The following is a 19,000-nucleotide window of genomic DNA, read 5'->3' as shown; positions in this document are numbered from 1 at the left end:
AATGCCCGCGGCACGCCGCGCAAAGGAAGCGACAATGCGAGTTCTGGTACTGGGTGGCGGTGTGATCGGCACCGTCAGCGCTTACTACCTGGCCCGACAAGGTTTTCAGGTGACCGTGGTCGACCGCCAACCGGCGGTGGCCATGGAGACCAGCTTTGCCAACGCCGGCCAGATCTCGCCCGGCTATGCCTCGCCCTGGGCGGCGCCCGGGGTGCCGCTCAAGGCCATCAAGTGGCTGCTCGAACGCCACGCGCCTTTGGCCATCAAGCTGACCGGCGACGTCGACCAGTACCTGTGGATGGCGCAGATGCTGCGCAACTGCACTGCCAGCCGTTATGCCCTGAACAAGGAGCGCATGGTGCGTCTGTCCGAGTACAGCCGCGATTGCCTCGACGAGCTGCGCGCCGAAACTGGCATCGCCTACGAGAGCCGCACCCTGGGCACCACCCAGGTGTTCCGCACCCAGGCCCAGGTCGATGCCGCGGCCAAGGACATCGCCGTGCTGGAGCGCTCCGGTGTGCCCTTCGAGCTGCTCGACCGCGATGGCATCGCCCGGGCCGAGCCGGCCCTGGCCGGGGTCAAGGACATCCTCGCCGGCGCGTTGCGCCTGCCCAACGACCAGACCGGCGACTGCCAGCTGTTCACCACGCGCCTGGCCGAGATGGCCCGGCAGTTGGGTGTGGAGTTCCGTTTCGGGCAGAACATCCAGCAGTTGCAGGCCAGTGGCGACCGCATCGACGGCGTGCTGATCGACGACAAGCTGGAAACCGCCGACCGCTACGTGCTGGCTCTGGGCAGCTACTCGCCGCAGTTGCTCAAGCCGCTGGGCATCAAGGCGCCGGTGTACCCGCTCAAGGGCTATTCGCTGACCGTGCCGATCACCAACGCGGCCATGGCGCCGACTTCGACCATCCTCGACGAAACCTACAAGGTGGCCATCACCCGTTTCGACGAGCGCATCCGCGTGGGCGGCATGGCGGAAATCGCTGGCTACGACCTCAGCTTGAACCCGCGTCGGCGAGAAACGCTGGAGATGATCGTCAACGATCTCTATCCTCGCGGCGGTGATCTGCGCCAAGCCGAATTCTGGACTGGCCTGCGCCCGGCTACCCCCGATGGCACGCCCATCGTCGGCGCGACGCGGTTGCGCAACCTGTTCCTCAACACCGGCCATGGCACCCTGGGTTGGACCATGGCATGCGGGTCCGGGCGCCTGCTGGCAGACCTGATCGCGCGCAAGACGCCGCAGATCAGTGCGGCAGGGCTGGACATCTCGCGCTATGGCCAAGGCCAGAACGCCGCTCGCCAGGGCCAGCCAACGCCCGCCCACTCGTAACCCGACAGAAAGCCGGCCAGCCGGCACTTCGAAACCAGGGCCGGTACGCCGGCCCTTGCAAACCCAGGCCGCCGCGTGCCTGGGTTCGTCTTATCACCCGACCTGCCAGAAGGCTGCAGACATGCGTCCCGCCCGTGCCCTGATCGACCTCCAGGCCTTGCGCCACAACTACCGTCTCGCCCGCGAGCTGTCCGGCGCCAAGGCGCTGGCCGTGATCAAGGCCGATGCCTATGGCCATGGCGCGGTGCGCTGCGCGTTGGCGCTGGAAACCGAGGCCGACGGCTTCGCCGTGGCCTGCATCGAAGAGGCGCTGGAGTTGCGTGCGGCAGGGATCAAAGCCCCGGTATTGCTGCTAGAAGGCTTCTTCGAGGCCAGCGAGCTGGCACTGATCGCCGAACATGACCTGTGGTGCGTGGTGCATTCGCTGTGGCAAGTGGAGGCCATCGAACGGACGCCCGTGCACAAGCCCCTCAAGATCTGGCTCAAGCTCGACAGCGGCATGCACCGCGCCGGCCTGTCGCCGCTCGAATACCGCGACGGCTATCAGCGGCTGCTGGCCAGCGGCAAGGTGGCGCGCATCGTGCTGATGAGCCACTTCGCCCGCGCCGACGAGCTCGATGCCGACACCACCGCGCAGCAACTGGCGGTGTTCCAGGCCGCCCGTGAGGGCCTGGCGGCCGAGTGCAGCCTGAGCAACTCGCCGGCCGTGCTGGGTTGGCCCCAGGTGCGCAGCGACTGGGCGCGCCCCGGCATCATGCTCTACGGCGCCACCCCCTTCGAGGTGCCCCAGGCCGAAGCCACGCGCCTGCAACCGGTGATGACCCTGCAATCGCGCCTGATCAGCGTGCGCGAACTGCCGGCCGGCGAACCGGTGGGTTACGGCGGCCACTTCATCACCACGCAGGCGTCGCGCGTCGGCGTGGTGGCCATGGGTTATGCCGACGGCTACCCCCGGCAGGCGCCCACGGGTACGCCGGTGGTGGTGGCCGGCACGCGCACGCGGTTGATCGGGCGGGTGTCGATGGACATGCTCTGCGTCGACCTGACCGACGTGCCCGAGGCAGTGGTCGGCAGCCCGGTCGAGCTGTGGGGCAAGCAGGTGCTCGCCAGCGACGTGGCGACCCAGGCCGGCACTATTCCCTATCAGATCTTCTGCAACCTCAAGCGCGTGCCACGCGATTACGCGGGCGAGTGACGCAGCCGACGCGCAGGCCGCAGTGTTGTAAATCCTGAACGCGGTTGCCATCATATCGGCCACATTTGCCGCTATTCGACCGTTTCAGGAGGCTCCGCTTTGGACGTTGGCGAACGACTGCAAGCCATTCGCAAGCTCAAGGGCCTCTCCCAACGAGAGTTGGCCAAGCGCGCCGGGGTGACCAACAGCACCATCTCGATGATCGAGAAGAACAGCGTCAGCCCTTCGATCAGTTCGCTGCGCAAGGTGCTCAGTGGCATTCCCATGTCGATGGTGGAGTTCTTTTCCGTCGAGCTGGAACCCGAAAGCACCGCACAGATCGTCTACAAGGCCGATGAGCTGATCGACATCTCCGACGGCGCCGTGACCATGAAGCTGGTCGGCAAGTCCCATCCCAACCGCGCCATCGCCTTGCTCAACGAGATCTACCCGCCAGGTGCCGACACCGGCATCGAGATGCTCACTCACGATGGCGAAGAGACCGGCATCCTCCTCGAAGGGCGCCTGGAACTGGTGGTCGGCCACGAGACCTTCATCCTCGAAGCTGGCGACAGCTACTACTTCGAAAGCACCCGCCCGCACCGCTTTCGCAACCCCTTCGCCGAACCTGCGCGGCTGATCAGCGCGGCCACCCCCTCGAACTTTTGATCTGGCGCAGACTATCGGCTGTTCGATAGCCCTTTGCAATGTGGGGTCGTTTCGGGGGTCAAGGCTTGTCGTTATACTCCCGGCGCCCGCGTAGACCGTGGCCGTGGGCGAGATCAGCCACCATGAGGGTGTAAGCGTGAACCAGATCAAGACGAGGCTGGCCCTCCCAGCCGTTATGCTCGCCCTGTGGGCGCTCGGGGCCCAGGCGACGAGCAACGACGACCTCGCCAAGCGCCTCGCGCCCGTGGGGCAGGTGTGCGTCCAGGGGCAGGAATGCAAGGGCCTGGAAGTAGCGGCGACGGCCAGCAGTGCGGGCGGTGCGAAGAACATCGATGAGGTGATCGCCAAGCACTGCAACGCCTGCCACGGCCCTGGCCTGCTGGGCGCGCCGAAGATCGGCGACACCGCCGCCTGGAAGGAACGCGCCGACCACCAGGGCGGCCTGGATGGCATCCTCGCCAAGGCCATCACTGGTCTTAACGCCATGCCGCCACGCGGCACTTGCGCTGATTGTTCGGACGACGAACTCAAGCAGGCGATCCAGAAGATGTCGGGCCTGTAACCGCAACGTCTGACACGACCTGTACGGCCGCCGCAGCGTGTCTGCCTGAGGGTGCATCGGCCATCGTAGGTAAACCGAGGCACCAGTTGTTCGCTGCGACAGATGCCATTCGCATGGGTCGCATGCATCGAGCAGACATGCAGCAAAAGCGCCTGAGTACGGGTCCAACGTGCGCATCCCCGGACGCTCATGGAGGCCACGATGGCGCAGCGGTGCTCGATCGAACAGGCGGTAGACCAGGTGCTGGCGCAGCTTCCGGCCCACATCCACATGGGCCTGCCCCTGGGCCTGGGCAAGCCCAATGCCTTCGTCAACGCCCTGTATGCGCGCATCCGTGACTGCCCTGAACGGCGCCTCACGATCTACACGGCCCTGAGCTTGGGGCGCCCGCCTTTGGGCGAAGGCTTGCAGCGCCGTTTCCTGGAACCCTTCGTCGAGCGGGTGTTCGCCGACTACGAAGAGCTCGAGTACCTGGCCGACCTGCGCCGCGACTGCCTACCGCCCAACATCCGCATCGAACAGTTCTTCATGCAGCCCGGCAGCCTGCTGCACAGCGACGCCGCGCAGCAGGACTACGTCAGCAGCAACTACAGCCACGCCGCCCGCGACATCAACGCCAAGGGCCTGAACCTGGTCGCCCAACTGGTGGCGGCCACGCCCGAGCGGTCGGGCCAGCTGAGCCTGGCCTGCAACCCGGACATCACCCTCGACCTGCTGCCGCTGGTCGTCAAGCGCCGTACGGCGGGCGAAACCATTCTCGTGCTCGGCCAGGTGCACGCCGAGCTGCCGTACATGCCGGGCGATGCCGAACTGAGCGAAAGCCAGTTCGATCTGCTGATCGCAGAGCCCGAGCAGCGTCGGCTGTTCTCTACGCCCAACATGCCCGTGACCACTCAGGACCACTGCATCGGCCTGCACGTCAGCGCCCTGGTGCGCGATGGCGGCACCTTGCAGATCGGCATCGGCGCCATGGGCGATGCGGTGGCTGCGGCGCTGCTGGCCCGCGAGCAGCACAACGGCGGGTACCGGAGCTTGCTCGAAGCGCTGGACCTGAGCCCCTGGCAAGCGCTGATCGACGAAGAGGGCGGCCTCGAACCCTTTGCGCAAGGGCTGTACGGTTGCAGCGAAATGTTCGTCAACGGCTTGTTGGTGCTGGCTGAGGCTGGCATCGTGCGGCGCCCGGCCGACGAACACGGTGCGTTGGTGCATGGTGGCTTCTTCCTCGGCCCGCGACGTTTCTACCAGCACCTGCGCGACATGCCTCTGGCCGAGCGCGAACGCTTCGCCATGACTGCCATCAGCTTTATCAACGAGTTGCACGGCGACGAGGCGCGCAAGCGGCGTCAGCGTCGCGACGCACGTTTCGTCAACACGGTGTTCGCCGCGACCCTGATGGGCGCCGGTGTGGCCGACCAGTTGGAAAACGGTCGGGTGCTCAGCGGCGTGGGCGGGCAGTACAACTTCGTCGCCCAGGCCCACGCGCTGGAGGGCGCGCGCTCGGTATTGCTGCTACGCAGTTGGCGCGAGGCGCAGGGCAAGGTCAGCTCGAACCTGTATTGGCAGTACGGCCATTGCACCATCCCGCGCCACCTGCGCGACATCGTGGTGACCGAGTACGGCATCGCCGACCTGCGCGGGCAGACCGACAGCGAGGTGATCGCGCGGTTGCTGGCGGTGTGCGATTCGCGTTTCCAGGCGGGCCTGATGGTCCAGGCCAAGAAAGCCGGCAAGCTGGCCAAGGATTTCCAGCTGCCTGCGCGGTTCACCGACAACTATCCCGAACGCCTGGAGCGGATTCGTGCGCGCCACGGGCAGTTCTTTTCGGACTTCCCGTTGGGCAGCGATTTCACCGATGAAGAGGCCGACCTGCTGCGGGCGCTGGACTGGCTCAAGCGCCGGGCCAAACCCGGCAAGGCGCTGGAGCTGGCAAAGGCCGCGCTGGGCGCGCCGTCGCCGGACGCCTACGCCGCGCAGTTGCGGCGCATGCAGCTGGAGACGCCACAGGGTTTCAAGCAAAAGCTGCAACGGCGTTTGCTGTTGGCCGCATTGCAAGCGACCCGTCACAGGTAGAAGTGCCGAACTGGCCGCTCTTCAAAGGCGCACGCTCCTGATTACAGGAAGCTCACCACGCCACCTTCCAGCGACTTCACCCGTGCCAGCGATTCCACGCGGTAGCCCTGGCTGTCCAGCTCGGCGCGGCCGCCCTGGAACGACTTCTCGATCACGATGCCGATACCCGCGACGGTGGCGCCGGCCTGCTTGATGATCGAGATCAGCGCCTGGGACGCCTTGCCATTGGCCAGGAAGTCGTCGATCACCAGCACGCGGTCGCTGCTGTTGAGGTGGCGCGGCGAGACGGCGACGGTGTTCTCGGTCTGCTTGGTGAACGAGTACACCGACGCGGTCAGCAGGTTTTCGGTCAAGGTCAGCGACTGGTGCTTGCGCGCGAAGATCACCGGCACGCCCAGGCGCAGGCCGGTCATCACCGCCGGGGCGATGCCCGAGGCTTCGATGGTGACGATCTTGGTGATGCCCGCCTCGGCGAACAGGCGCGCGAACTCGTCGCCGATCAACTGCATCAGGGCAGGATCGATCTGATGGTTGAGAAACGCATCGACTTTCAGAACCTGGTCGGAAAGCACGATGCCTTCGTCGCGAATCTTCTGCTGCAGTGCTTCCACGGTGGTGTCCTCGATGTCACGAAAATGGCCCCGGCCCATGATGCCGGAGCACAGGTTGAATGCTTCATGGGCGTCTCGACGGGGGTCGCGACGCCGTGTGGGTTCAGCTACGAATTCGGTGCCCGGTCAGCGTTTGAGCATGGCCCGGATGTCGGCCAGGGCGGTGTTGCCGCGCGCGGCCTTGACCTCCACCGGGGCGTCGTCCAGGCCTTCCCAGGCCAGGTCCTCGGGCGGCAGTTCGTCGAGGAAGCGGCTGGGGGTGCAGTCGATGATCTCGCCGTATTGCTTGCGCTTGGCGGCGAAGGTGAACGCCAGCGTCTGCCGGGCGCGGGTGATGCCCACGTAGGCCAGGCGACGCTCTTCCTCGATGGTGTCGGCTTCGATGCTGGAGCGGTGGGGGAGGATCTCCTCCTCCATGCCCATGATGAACACGTACGGAAATTCCAGGCCCTTGGAGGCATGCAGGGTCATCAGCTGCACGCCTTCGGCGTTGTCTTCCTCTTCCTGCTGGCGTTCGAGCATGTCGCGCAGCACCAGCTTGCCGATGGCGTCTTCGATGGTCATGTCACCCTCTTCGTCTTTCTCGAGGGTGTTCTTCAGGGCGTCGATGAGGAACCAGACGTTGCTGATGCGGAACTCTGCGGCCTTGTCGCTGGCGGTGTTCTGGCGAATCCAGTTCTCGTAGTCGATGTCGCGCACCATGGCGTGCAGCGCCGCGATCGGGTCGTCCAGCGCCACTTTGTGGCGCACGCCGTCGAGCCAGTGCTTGAAGCGCTGCAAACGCTCGGTGTAGCGCGCATCCAGGTGTTCGCCCAGGCCCAGCTCCTCGCTGGCGGCGTACATCGACACGCCGCGCTCGGTGGCGTAGTTGCCGAGCTTCTCCAGGGTGGTCGAGCCGATTTCCCGACGCGGCACGTTGATCACCCGCAGGTAGGCGTTGTCGTCGTCCGGGTTGACCAGCAGGCGCAGGTAGGCCATCAGGTCCTTGACCTCCTGGCGGCCGAAGAAGCTGTTGCCGCCCGACAGGCGATACGGCACCTGGTGGTGCTGCAGCTTGAGCTCGATCAGCTTGGCCTGGTAGTTGCCCCGGTAGAGGATGGCGAAGTCGCTGTAGGGGCGGTCGGTGCGCAGGTGCAGGGTGAGGATTTCCATGGCCACGCGTTCGGCCTCGGTGTCCTCGTTCTTGCAGCGGATCACGCGGATCTCGTCGCCCACGCCCATCTCGCTCCACAGCTGCTTTTCGAAGGCATGGGGATTGTGCGCGATGAGCACGTTGGCGCAGCGCAGGATGCGGCTGGTGGAGCGGTAGTTCTGCTCGAGCATCACCACTTTCAAGGAGGGATAGTCTTCCTTGAGCAGCATCAGGTTTTCCGGGCGCGCGCCGCGCCAGGCATAGATCGACTGGTCGTCGTCGCCGACCACAGTGAACTGGTTGCGCTGGCCGATGAGCATCTTCACCAGCAGGTACTGGCTGGCGTTGGTGTCCTGGTATTCGTCCACCAGCAGGTAGCGCACACGGTTCTGCCAGCGTTCGAGCACGTCGTGGTGCTCCTCGAACAACTTGACCGGCAGCAGGATCAGGTCGTCGAAGTCCACCGCGTTGTACGCCTTGAGCGTGCGCTGGTAGTGGGTGTAGACGATGGCGGCGGTCTGCTCGCGGGGGTTGCGGGCTTGTTCCAGGGCCTGGGCGGGCAGGATCAGGTCGTTCTTCCAGGCACCGATCATGTTCTTCACTTCATCGATGCCGTCGTCGCCCGAGTACTCCTTCTGCATGATGTCCGAGAGCAAGGCCTTGATGTCGGTCTCGTCGAAGATCGAGAAGCCGGGCTTGTAGCCCAGGCGCGCGTGTTCCTTGCGGATGATGTTCAGGCCCAGGTTGTGGAAGGTGCACACCGTCAGGCCGCGGCCTTCGCCGGGGCGCAGCAGGGTGGCGACCCGCTCCTTCATTTCGCGCGCGGCCTTGTTGGTGAAGGTCATGGCGACGATGTACTGGGCGCGGATGCCGCACTTCTGCACGAGGTGGGCGATCTTGCGGGTGATCACGCTGGTCTTGCCCGAACCTGCGCCGGCTAGGACCAGGAGGGGGCCGCCGACGTAGTCGCACGCTTCCTGCTGCCGGGGGTTGAGTCGGGACATGCGGTAAACCGGGGGTAGCCAGAAAATAGCCGCGCATTCTAGCAGGCATGCACGGCCATGGCGCGACCGTCCGCCGTGCAAATGACATTTGCCGCCACCCGTACTTTTGGCGCAGCATGCACGACAGAATGTGACGCGATATACGGCAATGTGCCTCCATTTTGTTGAGAACCATTTCCAGTTGTGGAGTAGCATACGGTCGTCCGTCGCCATGCCTTTTGCGTCTAAGGAGCCTGCGTGTCTGCGCCTGCCGAACCCTTGCGTTTGCTGTTGTTGGCCGATGACCCGGAGTGGGCCGCGCAATTGCGCCTTTGCCTGCAAGGGCTCGAAGGCCGAATGGTGTTGCTGGACGCACCGAATTGGGACGCGGTCGACCGTCTGTTCGCCGACGATCGCCAGGCCATCCTGCTGGCCACTCCCAGCTTGCAACCGGCACCGGGGCGCTGTGCGTTGCCGACGATCCTGCTGCTCGACGCCGAGCCCTCGAGCGCACCGGTCGGGGCCAGCGACTGGCTGGTGCGCCACCAGTTCGACGGCGATGTGATGCGCCGCTCGCTGCGTCATGTACGCGAACGTGGCCTGCTGCTCACCACCTTGCAGCATTTGGCCAAGCAGGACCCCTTGACCGGCATCGCCAACCGTCAGGGCTTCCAGGCCCTGCTCAGCGCACGCCTGGCGCAGAACGAAGGCTTCGGCCTGGCCCTGGGCCACCTCGATCTGGACAACTTCCGCCACGTCAACGACGCCCTTGGCCACCAGGGTGGCGATCGCCTGATCCTGCAAGTGGTGGCGCGCGTGCAGCGGCATCTGGAGGCCGGCGACCATCTGGCGCGCCTGGGCAGCGACGAATTCGCCCTGTTGATCGACACCCAGCACGACGGCGACCGCGCCCAGCGCATCGCCGAACGCATCACCGAGGCCTTGGCCGAGCCGTACTGGATCGACGGCGAGAGCCTGCTGCTGGGCAGCAGCCTGGGCTTGGCCCACGCCCGCGCGCAAGGCGGCGCCGACCCCCTGATGTGGCACGCGCACATCGCCATGCGCCAGGCCAAGGCCGTGCAGGGCTGCACGTTCCATCTGTTCAACGAACGCATCAACAGTAACGCGCGCAGCCTGGCCGACCTGGAAGGCGAGCTGCGCCGGGCGCTGCGCCGCGACGAGCTGGAGCTGCACTATCAACCACGGCTGAGCCTGGCCGACGGGCGCATCGTCGGCCTGGAAGCGCTGGTGCGCTGGCGCCACGGCGATCGCGGGCTGCTGCCACCGAGCGAGTTCGTGCCTCTGGCCGAGCAGAGCGGGCTGATCGTGCCGTTGGGCTACTGGGTCATCTCGCGTGCCCTGCGCGACATGCAGCACCTCAAAAACAGCGGCCTGGCGCCGCTGCACATGGCGGTGAACCTGAGTTTCCGGCAGTTCCAGGACAGCCAGTTGCTGGCGACCTTGAGCCGGTTGATCGCCGAGCATGGCGTCGATGCGCGCTGGCTGGAATTCGAGCTGACCGAGACCGCCGTGATGCGCCGCAACGAGCAGGTGAGCCAGACCATGGACGCCCTTGGGCGCCTGGGCGTGCGTTTCTCCCTGGACGACTTCGGCACCGGTTTCTCATCGTTCGTGCACCTCAACAGCCTGCCGATCACCCTGCTCAAGATCGACCGCAGCTTCGTCGCCGGTATGGGCGCACGCAAGGACAACTGCAAGCTGGTGCCGGCCATGATCAACCTGGCGCACAACCTCAGCCTGGAAGTGGTGGCCGAGGGCGTGGAAAGCGACGAACAACTGGAATGGCTGCGCGGTTTCGGCTGTGACCAGGTGCAAGGCTTTCTGGTCAGCCGGCCACTGCCGATCGACGCGCTCAAGGCCTACCTGCTCAGTGGCGCCAGCCGCGCGCTGGCCCATTAAGCCTGGCGGGCCAGCAAGCGGCGCATGCGCCACTCGAAGCCAAAGGTCAGCGCCACCGAAGCGCAGCCCAGGCCCAGCGCCAGGCCCCACCAGATGCCGACCGCGCCGTGGCCTAGGGTGAAGGCGAACAGCCAGGCACAGGGCGCGCCGACCAGCCAGTAGCAGCCCAGGCCGATGAGGAAGGTGGTCTTGGCATCCTTCAGACCACGGATCGAGCCCATGGCGATGGTCTGTACACCGTCGAACAGCTCGAACCAGGCGGCCACCATCACCAGCGCCACGGCCAGCTGGAAGATGGCCGCGAAGGCCGGGTCGTCGCGGTCGATGAAGACCCCCACCAGCGCCTCGGGCAATAGCCAGAACAGCGCGGCGAAGCCGAACATCAGCACCGCGCCGAAGCCGATACCCACACGCCCGGCACTGCGCGCGGCGAGCAGTCGACCCGCCCCGAAATACAGGCCCACGCGCATGGTCACCGCATAGGAAAGGCCGGTCGGCACCATGAAGGCCGTGGAGACGATCTGCAACGCCACCTGATGCGCCGCCAGTTCGGTGCTGCCCAGCACACCCATGCACAGCGCGGCGAAAGCGAACAGGCCGATCTCCACCATGTAGGTGCCGCCGATGGGCAGGCCCAGGCGCAGCAGTTCGCGCAGGGCCTTGAGCGACGGCCGCGCCAGGCCCTGGCGCAGCGGGTAGGGGGCGTAGATCGGGTGCCAGCGGATGTACAGCGCCAGGGCGATGGCCATGCCCAGCGAGACCACCGCCGTGACCAGGCCGATGCCCATCAGGCCCAGGTGCGGCAGGCCATACAGGCCTTCGATCAGGGCGTGGTTGAACAGGTAGTTGAGTACGGTGCCGACCAGGCTGATGACCATTACCGGGGTGGAATGGCCCAAGGCGCTGGTGAAGCCGCGCAAGGCCATGAAGGTCAGGTAGCCGGGCAGGGCCAGCGGCAGCACGGTCATGAACTGCATGGCGCTGTCGACGTTTTGCGGGTCCTGGCCGAACAGCAGCAACAGCGGTTTGAGGTTCCACAAGGCCATGGCGGCCAGCAGGGCCAGGCCCCAGGCCAGCCACAGACCGTTCTGTGCCAGGCGCGTGGCGCCGGCGACGTCCCCGGCGCCCTTGCGGATCGCCACCAGGGTGCCCACCGCCGCGATCACGCCCAGGCAGAAGATCGACACGAACGAATAGCTGGCCGCGCCCAGGCCACCGCCGGCCAGGGCCTGGGGGCTGATGCGGGCCATCATCAGGGTGTCGGTCAGCACCATCAGCATGTGCGCCAACTGCGAGGCGATCAGCGGTCCCGCCAGGCGCAATAGGGCTTTGAGTTCGGTGAGCGGAGCGACGTGCATGGCGGCCTTCGAGTGAGCGGGGCGGACCGCCGATTCTGAGGCCTGGGGCGGGGTTGTACAAAAGCAATTCTGCGCCGCGTCCTGGCCCAGGGGCCGTCCGGCGTACGGCGAGACCGCGCGGGCGCTGGTCAGTATCGTCCCGTGCGCGGCGCCGGGTCCATAGGTGGGCGAGCCTGAGCCGTCCTATGCAAGGCTGCCCGTGATCCACCGCGCGTACACATTCAACGCTCAGAGATCAGGCAACTCCAGCGCTGCCGCACAGGCTCGCGTGGGCCGCACTGCATCGCGCGTACAACGCCAACCCGTCCGGCACAGGCCGGATCATTTACAGGTTGGGCAGATCCAACGCCGCTGCGCAGGCTTGCATGGAGCGGTATTGGCTCTGCGCGTACAGCGCCAGTTCGTCCTGCACGGGCATCTGCAAGGCGGCTTCGAACGCCTCGCGGTTGGCGTTGCTGCCGTATTCGGCCTGGGCGCCGTCGCCCAGGTTGGACTGGAAGATGCCGGCCGCGCTGACCGGCAGGAAGTCTTCGTAGACCAGCGGTTCGACCTGCACATGCCCCGCTGCGATCAGCGCCCCCCAGGTCAGCGGCCGGCCGGGATCGTTGCGCGCAGCCAGGCCGCGCTCGGTGGGGAAATAGCGGAAGTAGGCCAGGTGCTCTTCGCGCATCTGCTTCAGGTCGTCCGGAAAGGCGGCGAAGGTCTCGGCCAACAGCGTGCGGTAGCGTTCGGCATTGGCGTCGGCCGGCACGCCGCCGAGGGCTGCGCGGGTGGCGTCGAGCAGGCGGTCGTAGAGCCGGCGGCCATGGGCCGTGAGCGCCGCGCCGCGCTGCTCGATCTCGCCGAAGCGCGCGGTGTGGCTGCCCATGTCGCTGTCGCCGACGAAGGCGACTTGCTCCTGCAAAGCCTTGAAGCTGGTCTGGCGCAGCAGGATCGGGTGGCGCCGGGCGGGCGGGCCTTCGACCACGGCCTTGGGCGCGATGCCCTTGGCCGGCATGCCGGCCTGGATGGCGTCGATGTCCAGCGTGCGTGGGGTGAGGTGGTTGATGTGCGGGCCTTTGAAGGCCACCACGTCGGCGATCAGGCGGTGCTGGTCGTGCAACTGCCGGTACTGCGCGGCGGTGACGGTGGCCTCGGGGTGCCAGCGGAACGTATGCAGCGCTTCTTGAACGAAACGCTCGGCATCGTCAGCACTGAGCCCGCCGTCGCGCTCGCACCGTTCGATCAGGGCAAGGGCGGCCGGGGTGAAGATCTGGCGCTGGGCCAGCAGGCCTTGCGCCAGTTTGCGCAGCGCGGTGTCGTCGATCAGCTCCAGGCGCAGCAGCGAAGTGAACACGCGGAACGGGCTGATGCGCAGCGACGCTTCGTGCACTGCCCGGAACGCGGTGGAATGCACCGGCACGCCGGCCGAACTGAGGTCGTAGTAGCCCACCGGGTGCATGCCCATCACCGCGAACAGCCGGGCGAGGGTGGCCAGTTCCTCGGCGGTGCCGACGCGGATGGCGCCATGGCGTTCCTGGTCGAGGCGCTCGAGTTCACCCGTCTGGCGCAGGGTGTGCGCCACCTCCGGCCGTTCGGCCAGCACCTGCCGGTTGATCTCGCCCACCAGCGTCAGCAGCGTGCCGTACAGTGGCACCTCTTGTTTGTACATGAGCGACATCGCGGCAGAGAACTGCGCGCGGATCCGGTCGGGGCTGACGAAATCCTGGGTGGCCATCGCAAGGGTCCTGGGTCGGCGGAAAGGGCAGGTGTATGAGAGCCGGGAATGCACTGTGCCTACAAGCGAAAAAAAGTGTGCCTTTCATTCCCTCTTCTATGAATCCTGTGGCTACTCTGTGCCCAGTCCAGCTTTCACCTGATGACTTTCGCTTTGGATTGGCCCTATCCGGGCGAGATGGTTTCCCTGGTAGATCGCGTTGGCTGGGGCGGGCCTGCTGCGCAGGCCATCGCGGCTGAAGCCGCTCCCACGAGGTGCCCACTCTTGCGTTGAAGCGACGTTCTGCGTTCCAGCCCAGCCGCGAGTCGGTCTTGAGCGGCTATATGGCCAATTGCGCCTGCACCCACTCCACCAACGCCCACACCTTCGGCACCTCCGCCGAATGCTCGGCGTAGGCCAGGTAATGCGCGCCTTTGCTGGGCATGGCGTGATTCCAGGCGACCACCAGGCTGCCTTCGGCCAGCTCCTTGGCCGCCAGGTAACGCGGCACCAGCGCCACCCCGCAGCCCGATTGCGCGGCGCTCAGAGCCATGTAGAAGGTGTCGAAGCGCGGCCCTTGATAACTGTTGACCGCCTGCACCCCCTGCTGTTGAAACCATTCGTGCCAGGCCTCGGGCCGCGAGGCATTCTGTAGCAGCACGCAGTGCGCCAGCGCCTCGACGCTGTCTATCGCGCCGCCTGCCAGCAGCTCCGGCGCGCACACCGGCAGCACTTCTTCGCCGAACAGTTCCAGGCAGGTGGCGCCCGGCCAACTGCCTTGACCGAAGAAGAACACCACGTCCGCTGCGCCTTGCAGCAGAGCGAACGGCTCCATCTCGTTGCGGATGTCCAGGTGGATGTTCGGATGTCGCCGGCCAAAGCCTTTGAGGTGCGGGATCAGCCAGCGCACGCCGAAGCTGGGTTGGGTCGCGACCTTGAGCACTTCGGTCTGCTGGCCGTAGGTCAGGACGTAGCGGCTCGACATGTCCACCTGGATCAGGATCTTGCTGACCTCGGCCAGGTACAGGCTGCCGGCCGGGGTCAGTTGCAGGCGCCGGCGAATGCGCAGGAACAGGCGATGGTGGAGCATCTCTTCCAGGTGCGCGACCTGCTTGCTAACCGCGCTCTGGGTCAGGTGCAGCTCGTCGGCGGCGCGGGTGAAGCTCAGGTGGCGGGCCGTGGCTTCGAAGCATTGCAGGGCGGCCATGGTGGGCATCAAACGTTTGGACATCGCGCGTCTCTGGCAGGCAGAACAGTCGTTGGCGGAATGATAAGCGGAGTAAAGGTCGTTTGTTGCACCGATGTGATCGGATGAATACTGAAATCCATCACATTCCACCGATGTAGGAGAAACACGATGGTCGCAGCACTGCTCAAGCGTCTGGGCGTCGCCGAACAGGCCCATGGCCGCGGTGGCCACCCGGTCCACACGCCCATCGACGGCAGCCGCATCGCCTCGGTCGAGCTGGCCGGCGAGGCGCAGACCACGGCGGCCATCGACCATGCCCAGCGCGCCTTCGAAGCCTGGCGCGACGTGCCGGCGCCGCGTCGCGGCGAGCTGGTGCGGCTGTTCGGCGAGGTGCTGCGCAAGCACAAGGCCGACCTCGGCGAACTGGTGTCGGTCGAGGCTGGCAAGATCACCCAGGAAGGCTTGGGCGAAGTGCAGGAGATGATCGACATCTGCGACTTCGCCGTCGGCCTGTCGCGCCAACTGTACGGCCTGACCATCGCTTCAGAGCGTCCGGGCCATCACATGCGCGAAACCTGGCATCCGCTGGGCGTGGTCGGGGTGATCAGCGCCTTCAACTTCCCGGTGGCGGTATGGGCGTGGAACACCACCCTGGCGCTGGTGGCCGGCAATGCCGTGGTGTGGAAGCCATCAGAGAAGACCCCGTTGACCGCCCTGGCCTGCCAGGCGCTGTTCGAACAGGCGCTGAACGCCTTCGGCGACGCGCCCCAGGGCCTGGCGCAGGTGGTGATCGGCGGCCGCGAAGCCGGCGAAGCGTTGGTCGACGATGCGCGGGTGGCGCTGGTCAGCGCCACCGGCAGCACGCGCATGGGGCGTGAAGTCGGGCCGCGGGTGGCGGCGCGTTTCGGCCGCAGCATCCTCGAGCTGGGCGGCAACAACGCGATGATCCTGGCGCCCAGCGCCGACCTGGACCTGGCCGTGCGCGGCATCCTGTTCTCGGCGGTCGGCACGGCCGGGCAGCGCTGCACCACCTTGCGCCGGCTGATCGTGCATCGCTCGGTCAAGGCCGAGGTGCTGACCCGCCTCAAGGCCGCCTACGCCAAGGTGCGCATCGGCGACCCGCGCCAGGACAACCTGGTCGGCCCGCTGATCGACCGGCAGTCTTTCGAGGCCATGCAGGGCGCGTTGGCCCAGGCGCGCGACGAGGGCGGCGAAGTCTTCGGTGGCGCCCGGCAATTGGCCGAGCGATACCCGAACGCCTACTACGTGGCGCCGGCCATCGTCGAGATGCCGGCGCAGAGTGCGGTGGTGCGCCACGAGACCTTCGCGCCGATCCTCTACGTGCTGGCCTACGACGATTTCGAAGAGGCGCTGCGCCTGAACAACGAGGTGCCGCAGGGGCTGTCGTCGTGCATCTTCACCACCGACCTGCGCGAGGCCGAGCGCTTCCAGAGCGCGTCGGGCAGCGATTGCGGCATCGCCAACGTCAACATCGGCACCAGCGGCGCGGAGATCGGCGGGGCGTTCGGTGGCGAGAAGGAAACCGGTGGGGGGCGTGAGTCGGGCTCGGATGCGTGGAAGGGTTACATGCGTCGGCAGACCAATACCGTGAATTATTCGCGCGATCTGCCGTTGGCGCAGGGGATCGTGTTCGACTAGGTGGCGGGCCATGTATCGAGGGGTTAGCGGCGTGATGCCTGGCGTCAGGCAAGTGAGCATTTGGGGCCGCTGCGCGGCCCATCGCGGCTGATCGGAGCGCCGAACCGGCCGCTCCCTCAGTAAACGTAGGCCTTAGCTGCGGTGGGCTCTTACTGTGGGAGCGGCCGGTTCGGCGTCCCGATTAGCCGCGATGGGCGGCAACGCCCTAATCCAGACGCCACGCAATCTGTGCCATACACCAAGCCCCAACGCCTCGCCCCACCGCACCATAAAAACAACATCGCTGGAGCCCGACCATGTCCCAATTGCGTCAAGGCTGTCTGTGGGAATCCATCACGCCCACCCGCGTGCCAGTGCAGCACCTAACCGGCGAGCGCAAAGCCGACATCTGCGTGATCGGCGGCGGCATCACCGGGCTGTCGGCGGCGCTGCACCTGCTCGAGCAGGGCCGCTCGGTGGTACTGCTCGAAGGCCACGCCATCGGCCATGGCGGTTCAGGGCGCAATGTCGGCCTGGTCAACGCCGGCACCTGGATCCGCCCCGACGACGTGGAAGCCACCCTCGGCCAACAGGCCGGCAGCCGCCTCAACGCCGCACTAGGCGACGCGCCCGCGCAGGTCTTCGCGCTCATCGAGCGTTTGGGCATCGACTGCCAGGCGCAGCACAAAGGCACGCTGCACATGGCGCACAACCCCGCCGGCATCGCCGACCTGCAGGCCCGCCACGCCCAGTGGACGCGCCGCGGTGCGCCGGTCGAACTGCTCGACGGCGCGCGCTGCCAGGAATATTGCGGTACCGGCAAGATCGCCGCCGCGCTGCTCGACCATCGCGCCGGCACGATCAACCCCATGGCCTACACCCAGGGCCTGGCCGCTGCAGTGGCGCGCCTGGGCGGCCTGGTTTTCCAGCAGTCGCCCGTACAACGCCTGACCCGCTCTGACGGCTACTGGCAGGTGCAGACGGGCTCGGGTTCGGTGCAGGCCGAACAGGTGGTGATCTCCACCGGCGCCTACACCGAAGGCGACTGGAACGCGCTGCGCCAGCAGTTCTTCCGTGGCTACTACTACCAGGTGGCGTCCGCGCCGCTGCACGGCGCTGCCGCCGACACTGTACTGCCCCATGGGCAAGGCTCATGGGACACCCGCACCGTGCTCAGCAGCATCCGCCGCGACGACCAAGGCCGCCTGTTGCTGGGCAGCCTCGGGCGGGTCGACAACAAACCGGCCTGGTTCGTCCGCCGCTGGGCCGACCGCATCCAGCGCCACTACTTCCCGGCGCTGGGCAAGGTCGACTGGCAACTGCACTGGACCGGCTGCATCGACTTCACCCCCGACCACCTCATGCGCCTGTTCGAGCCGGCCCCCGGCCTGGTGGCGGTGACCGGTTACAACGGCCGCGGCAATACCACCGGCACGGTGGTGGGCAAGGCCCTGGCCGATTTCCTGCTCAGCGGCGAAACCGAGCGCCTGCCCGTCGGCTTTTCCACGGCCAAACCGGTCAGCACGCCAGGTCTGCGCACGGCGTTCTACGAGTCGGGGTTTTCGCTATATCACGCGGGGCAGTGTTTGCGGGTGGTGCTCTAGGTACCCGGCCAGACAGCCTGACCATCGCGCTACAAAAGCGTTGCGTCAACCGAGTGAAGACCTTTGCCACGCCCAACGAGCATCGCCTGCACGCTACGCATAGAGCGCCAGGCAGTCGCCAATCTGAACGTTCGTCACCCCCCGAACTCAAGACCAAGACCTGCCAACGTTCCTGGAGACATCGCAATGAGCACCCTCGTGACCCGTGACGGCGCCGCCCTCTACTACAAAGACTGGGGCCGCGGCCAGCCCGTGTTGTTCAGCCATGGCTGGCCGCTGGACGCCGACATGTGGGATTCGCAGATGGAGTTCCTGGCCAGCCGCGGCTACCGCGCCATCGCCTTCGACCGCCGCGGTTTCGGCCGTTCCAGCCAGCCGTGGGACGGCTACGACTACGACACCCTGGCCGACGACATCGCCCAGCTGATCGACCACCTGGACCTGCACCAGGTGACCCTGGTCGGCTTCTCCATGGGTGGCGGCGACGTCGCCCGCTATGTGGCCCGCCTGGGCGGCGAGCGCGTCGCCGGGCTAGTGCTGCTGGGCTCGGTGACGCCGATGCTGGGGCAGGCCGACGATCATCCCGAAGGCGTCGCGAACGCGGTGTTCGAAGACATCAAGGCCGGCGTGCGCGCCGACCGCGCCCAGTTCATCAGCGACTTCGCCACCCAGTTCTATGGCTTGAACGAAGGCCAGCACGTGTCCGATGGCGTGAAGGCGCAGACCCTCAACATGGCGCTGCGGGGTTCGATCCACGCCACCCTGGCCTGCGTCACGGCCTTCTCGCAGACCGACTTCCGCCAGGACCTGACGCAGATCGAGGTGCCGACGCTGGTGATCCACGGCGACGCCGACCAGGTGGTGCCGTTCGAGACCACCGGCAAGCAGGCGGCCGAGCAGATTCGCGGCGCGCAGCTCAAGGTCTATGCCGGCGCACCCCATGGCTTTGCCGTCACCCATGCCCAGCAGTTGAACGAGGATCTGCTGGCGTTCCTGTCCAACGAAGTGCGGTTCACAGCGGGCGGTGCAGGGGAGTCGGACTGATATCTGCGTGAAGC

General features: G+C 66.4%; 14 protein-coding genes. 9 read left to right on the top strand and 5 right to left on the bottom strand.

The window, feature by feature from the left end; translation table 11 throughout:
• The first annotated feature begins 34 nt into the window (after positions 1 to 34).
• The 5 genes from dadA to ACSMEV_RS03120 all read left to right on the top strand — a co-directional run bounded on the left by dadA (position 35) and on the right by ACSMEV_RS03120 (position 5,811).
• Positions 35 to 1,336, top strand: a complete 1,302-nt coding sequence (gene dadA, locus ACSMEV_RS03140) for a D-amino acid dehydrogenase (RefSeq protein WP_459207214.1) — start codon at positions 35 to 37, stop codon at positions 1,334 to 1,336.
• 121 nt (positions 1,337 to 1,457) lie between these two features.
• Positions 1,458 to 2,531: an alanine racemase gene (gene alr / locus ACSMEV_RS03135; RefSeq protein ID WP_459207213.1), complete on the top strand. Its 1,074-nt coding sequence runs from the start codon at positions 1,458 to 1,460 to the stop codon at positions 2,529 to 2,531.
• Positions 2,532 to 2,630: 99 nt separating this feature from the next.
• Complete coding sequence (locus tag ACSMEV_RS03130) at positions 2,631 to 3,179, top strand: cupin domain-containing protein (protein ID WP_413045784.1); 549 nt, start codon at positions 2,631 to 2,633, stop codon at positions 3,177 to 3,179.
• Between the two features lie 175 nt (positions 3,180 to 3,354).
• A complete protein-coding gene (locus tag ACSMEV_RS03125) occupies positions 3,355 to 3,741 on the top strand; it encodes a c-type cytochrome (protein WP_459208285.1) in 387 nt (128 codons plus the stop codon).
• A gap of 201 nt (positions 3,742 to 3,942) precedes the next feature.
• Positions 3,943 to 5,811 (top strand): acetyl-CoA hydrolase/transferase C-terminal domain-containing protein, encoded by a 1,869-nt coding sequence (locus tag ACSMEV_RS03120; RefSeq protein WP_459207212.1) that lies wholly within the window; start codon positions 3,943 to 3,945, stop codon positions 5,809 to 5,811.
• A 41-nt stretch (positions 5,812 to 5,852) separates the two neighbouring features.
• On the opposite strand, the gene ACSMEV_RS03115 is transcribed toward ACSMEV_RS03120, so the two are convergent.
• Both ACSMEV_RS03115 and rep read right to left on the bottom strand, forming a co-directional pair.
• A complete protein-coding gene (locus ACSMEV_RS03115) occupies positions 5,853 to 6,422 on the bottom strand; it encodes a xanthine phosphoribosyltransferase (RefSeq protein WP_459207211.1) in 570 nt (189 codons plus the stop codon).
• A 126-nt stretch (positions 6,423 to 6,548) separates the two neighbouring features.
• Positions 6,549 to 8,558, bottom strand: coding sequence for a DNA helicase Rep (rep, locus tag ACSMEV_RS03110; RefSeq protein ID WP_459207210.1), 2,010 nt, complete (start codon positions 8,556 to 8,558; stop codon positions 6,549 to 6,551).
• A gap of 237 nt (positions 8,559 to 8,795) precedes the next feature.
• On the opposite strand from rep, the gene ACSMEV_RS03105 reads away from it, so the two are divergent.
• Positions 8,796 to 10,457 (top strand): putative bifunctional diguanylate cyclase/phosphodiesterase, encoded by a 1,662-nt coding sequence (locus ACSMEV_RS03105; protein ID WP_459207209.1) that lies wholly within the window; start codon positions 8,796 to 8,798, stop codon positions 10,455 to 10,457.
• On the opposite strand, the gene ACSMEV_RS03100 is transcribed toward ACSMEV_RS03105, so the two are convergent.
• The 3 genes from ACSMEV_RS03100 to ACSMEV_RS03090 form a co-directional block, all read right to left on the bottom strand.
• Complete coding sequence (locus ACSMEV_RS03100) at positions 10,454 to 11,815, bottom strand: NorM family multidrug efflux MATE transporter (RefSeq protein ID WP_459207208.1); 1,362 nt, start codon at positions 11,813 to 11,815, stop codon at positions 10,454 to 10,456. The two genes, ACSMEV_RS03105 and ACSMEV_RS03100, sit on opposite strands and share 4 nt — an antisense overlap.
• A gap of 325 nt (positions 11,816 to 12,140) precedes the next feature.
• On the bottom strand, positions 12,141 to 13,532 hold the full coding sequence (hglS, locus tag ACSMEV_RS03095; RefSeq protein WP_459207207.1) for a 2-oxoadipate dioxygenase/decarboxylase HglS: 1,392 nt from the start codon (positions 13,530 to 13,532) through the stop codon (positions 12,141 to 12,143).
• A 319-nt stretch (positions 13,533 to 13,851) separates the two neighbouring features.
• Complete coding sequence (locus tag ACSMEV_RS03090; RefSeq protein WP_459207206.1) at positions 13,852 to 14,742, bottom strand: LysR family transcriptional regulator; 891 nt, start codon at positions 14,740 to 14,742, stop codon at positions 13,852 to 13,854.
• Between the two features lie 126 nt (positions 14,743 to 14,868).
• Between ACSMEV_RS03090 and amaB the strand changes: the two genes are divergently transcribed.
• The 3 genes from amaB (at position 14,869) to ACSMEV_RS03075 (ending at position 18,986) form a co-directional block, all read left to right on the top strand.
• Positions 14,869 to 16,359 (top strand): L-piperidine-6-carboxylate dehydrogenase, encoded by a 1,491-nt coding sequence (gene amaB, locus ACSMEV_RS03085; protein WP_459207205.1) that lies wholly within the window; start codon positions 14,869 to 14,871, stop codon positions 16,357 to 16,359.
• Between the two features lie 296 nt (positions 16,360 to 16,655).
• Entirely contained in the window at positions 16,656 to 17,942 is a 1,287-nt protein-coding gene (gene amaA, locus ACSMEV_RS03080; protein ID WP_459207204.1) for an L-pipecolate oxidase, read from the top strand.
• A 186-nt stretch (positions 17,943 to 18,128) separates the two neighbouring features.
• A complete protein-coding gene (locus tag ACSMEV_RS03075; protein ID WP_459207203.1) occupies positions 18,129 to 18,986 on the top strand; it encodes an alpha/beta fold hydrolase in 858 nt (285 codons plus the stop codon).
• The last annotated feature ends 14 nt before the right edge of the window (positions 18,987 to 19,000 follow it).

It is taken from the genome of Pseudomonas sp. MLB6B (assembly GCF_054508135.1).
Note: the sequence above shows the minus strand (reverse complement) of the source record. Positions and strands in the feature narration are given on the sequence as shown.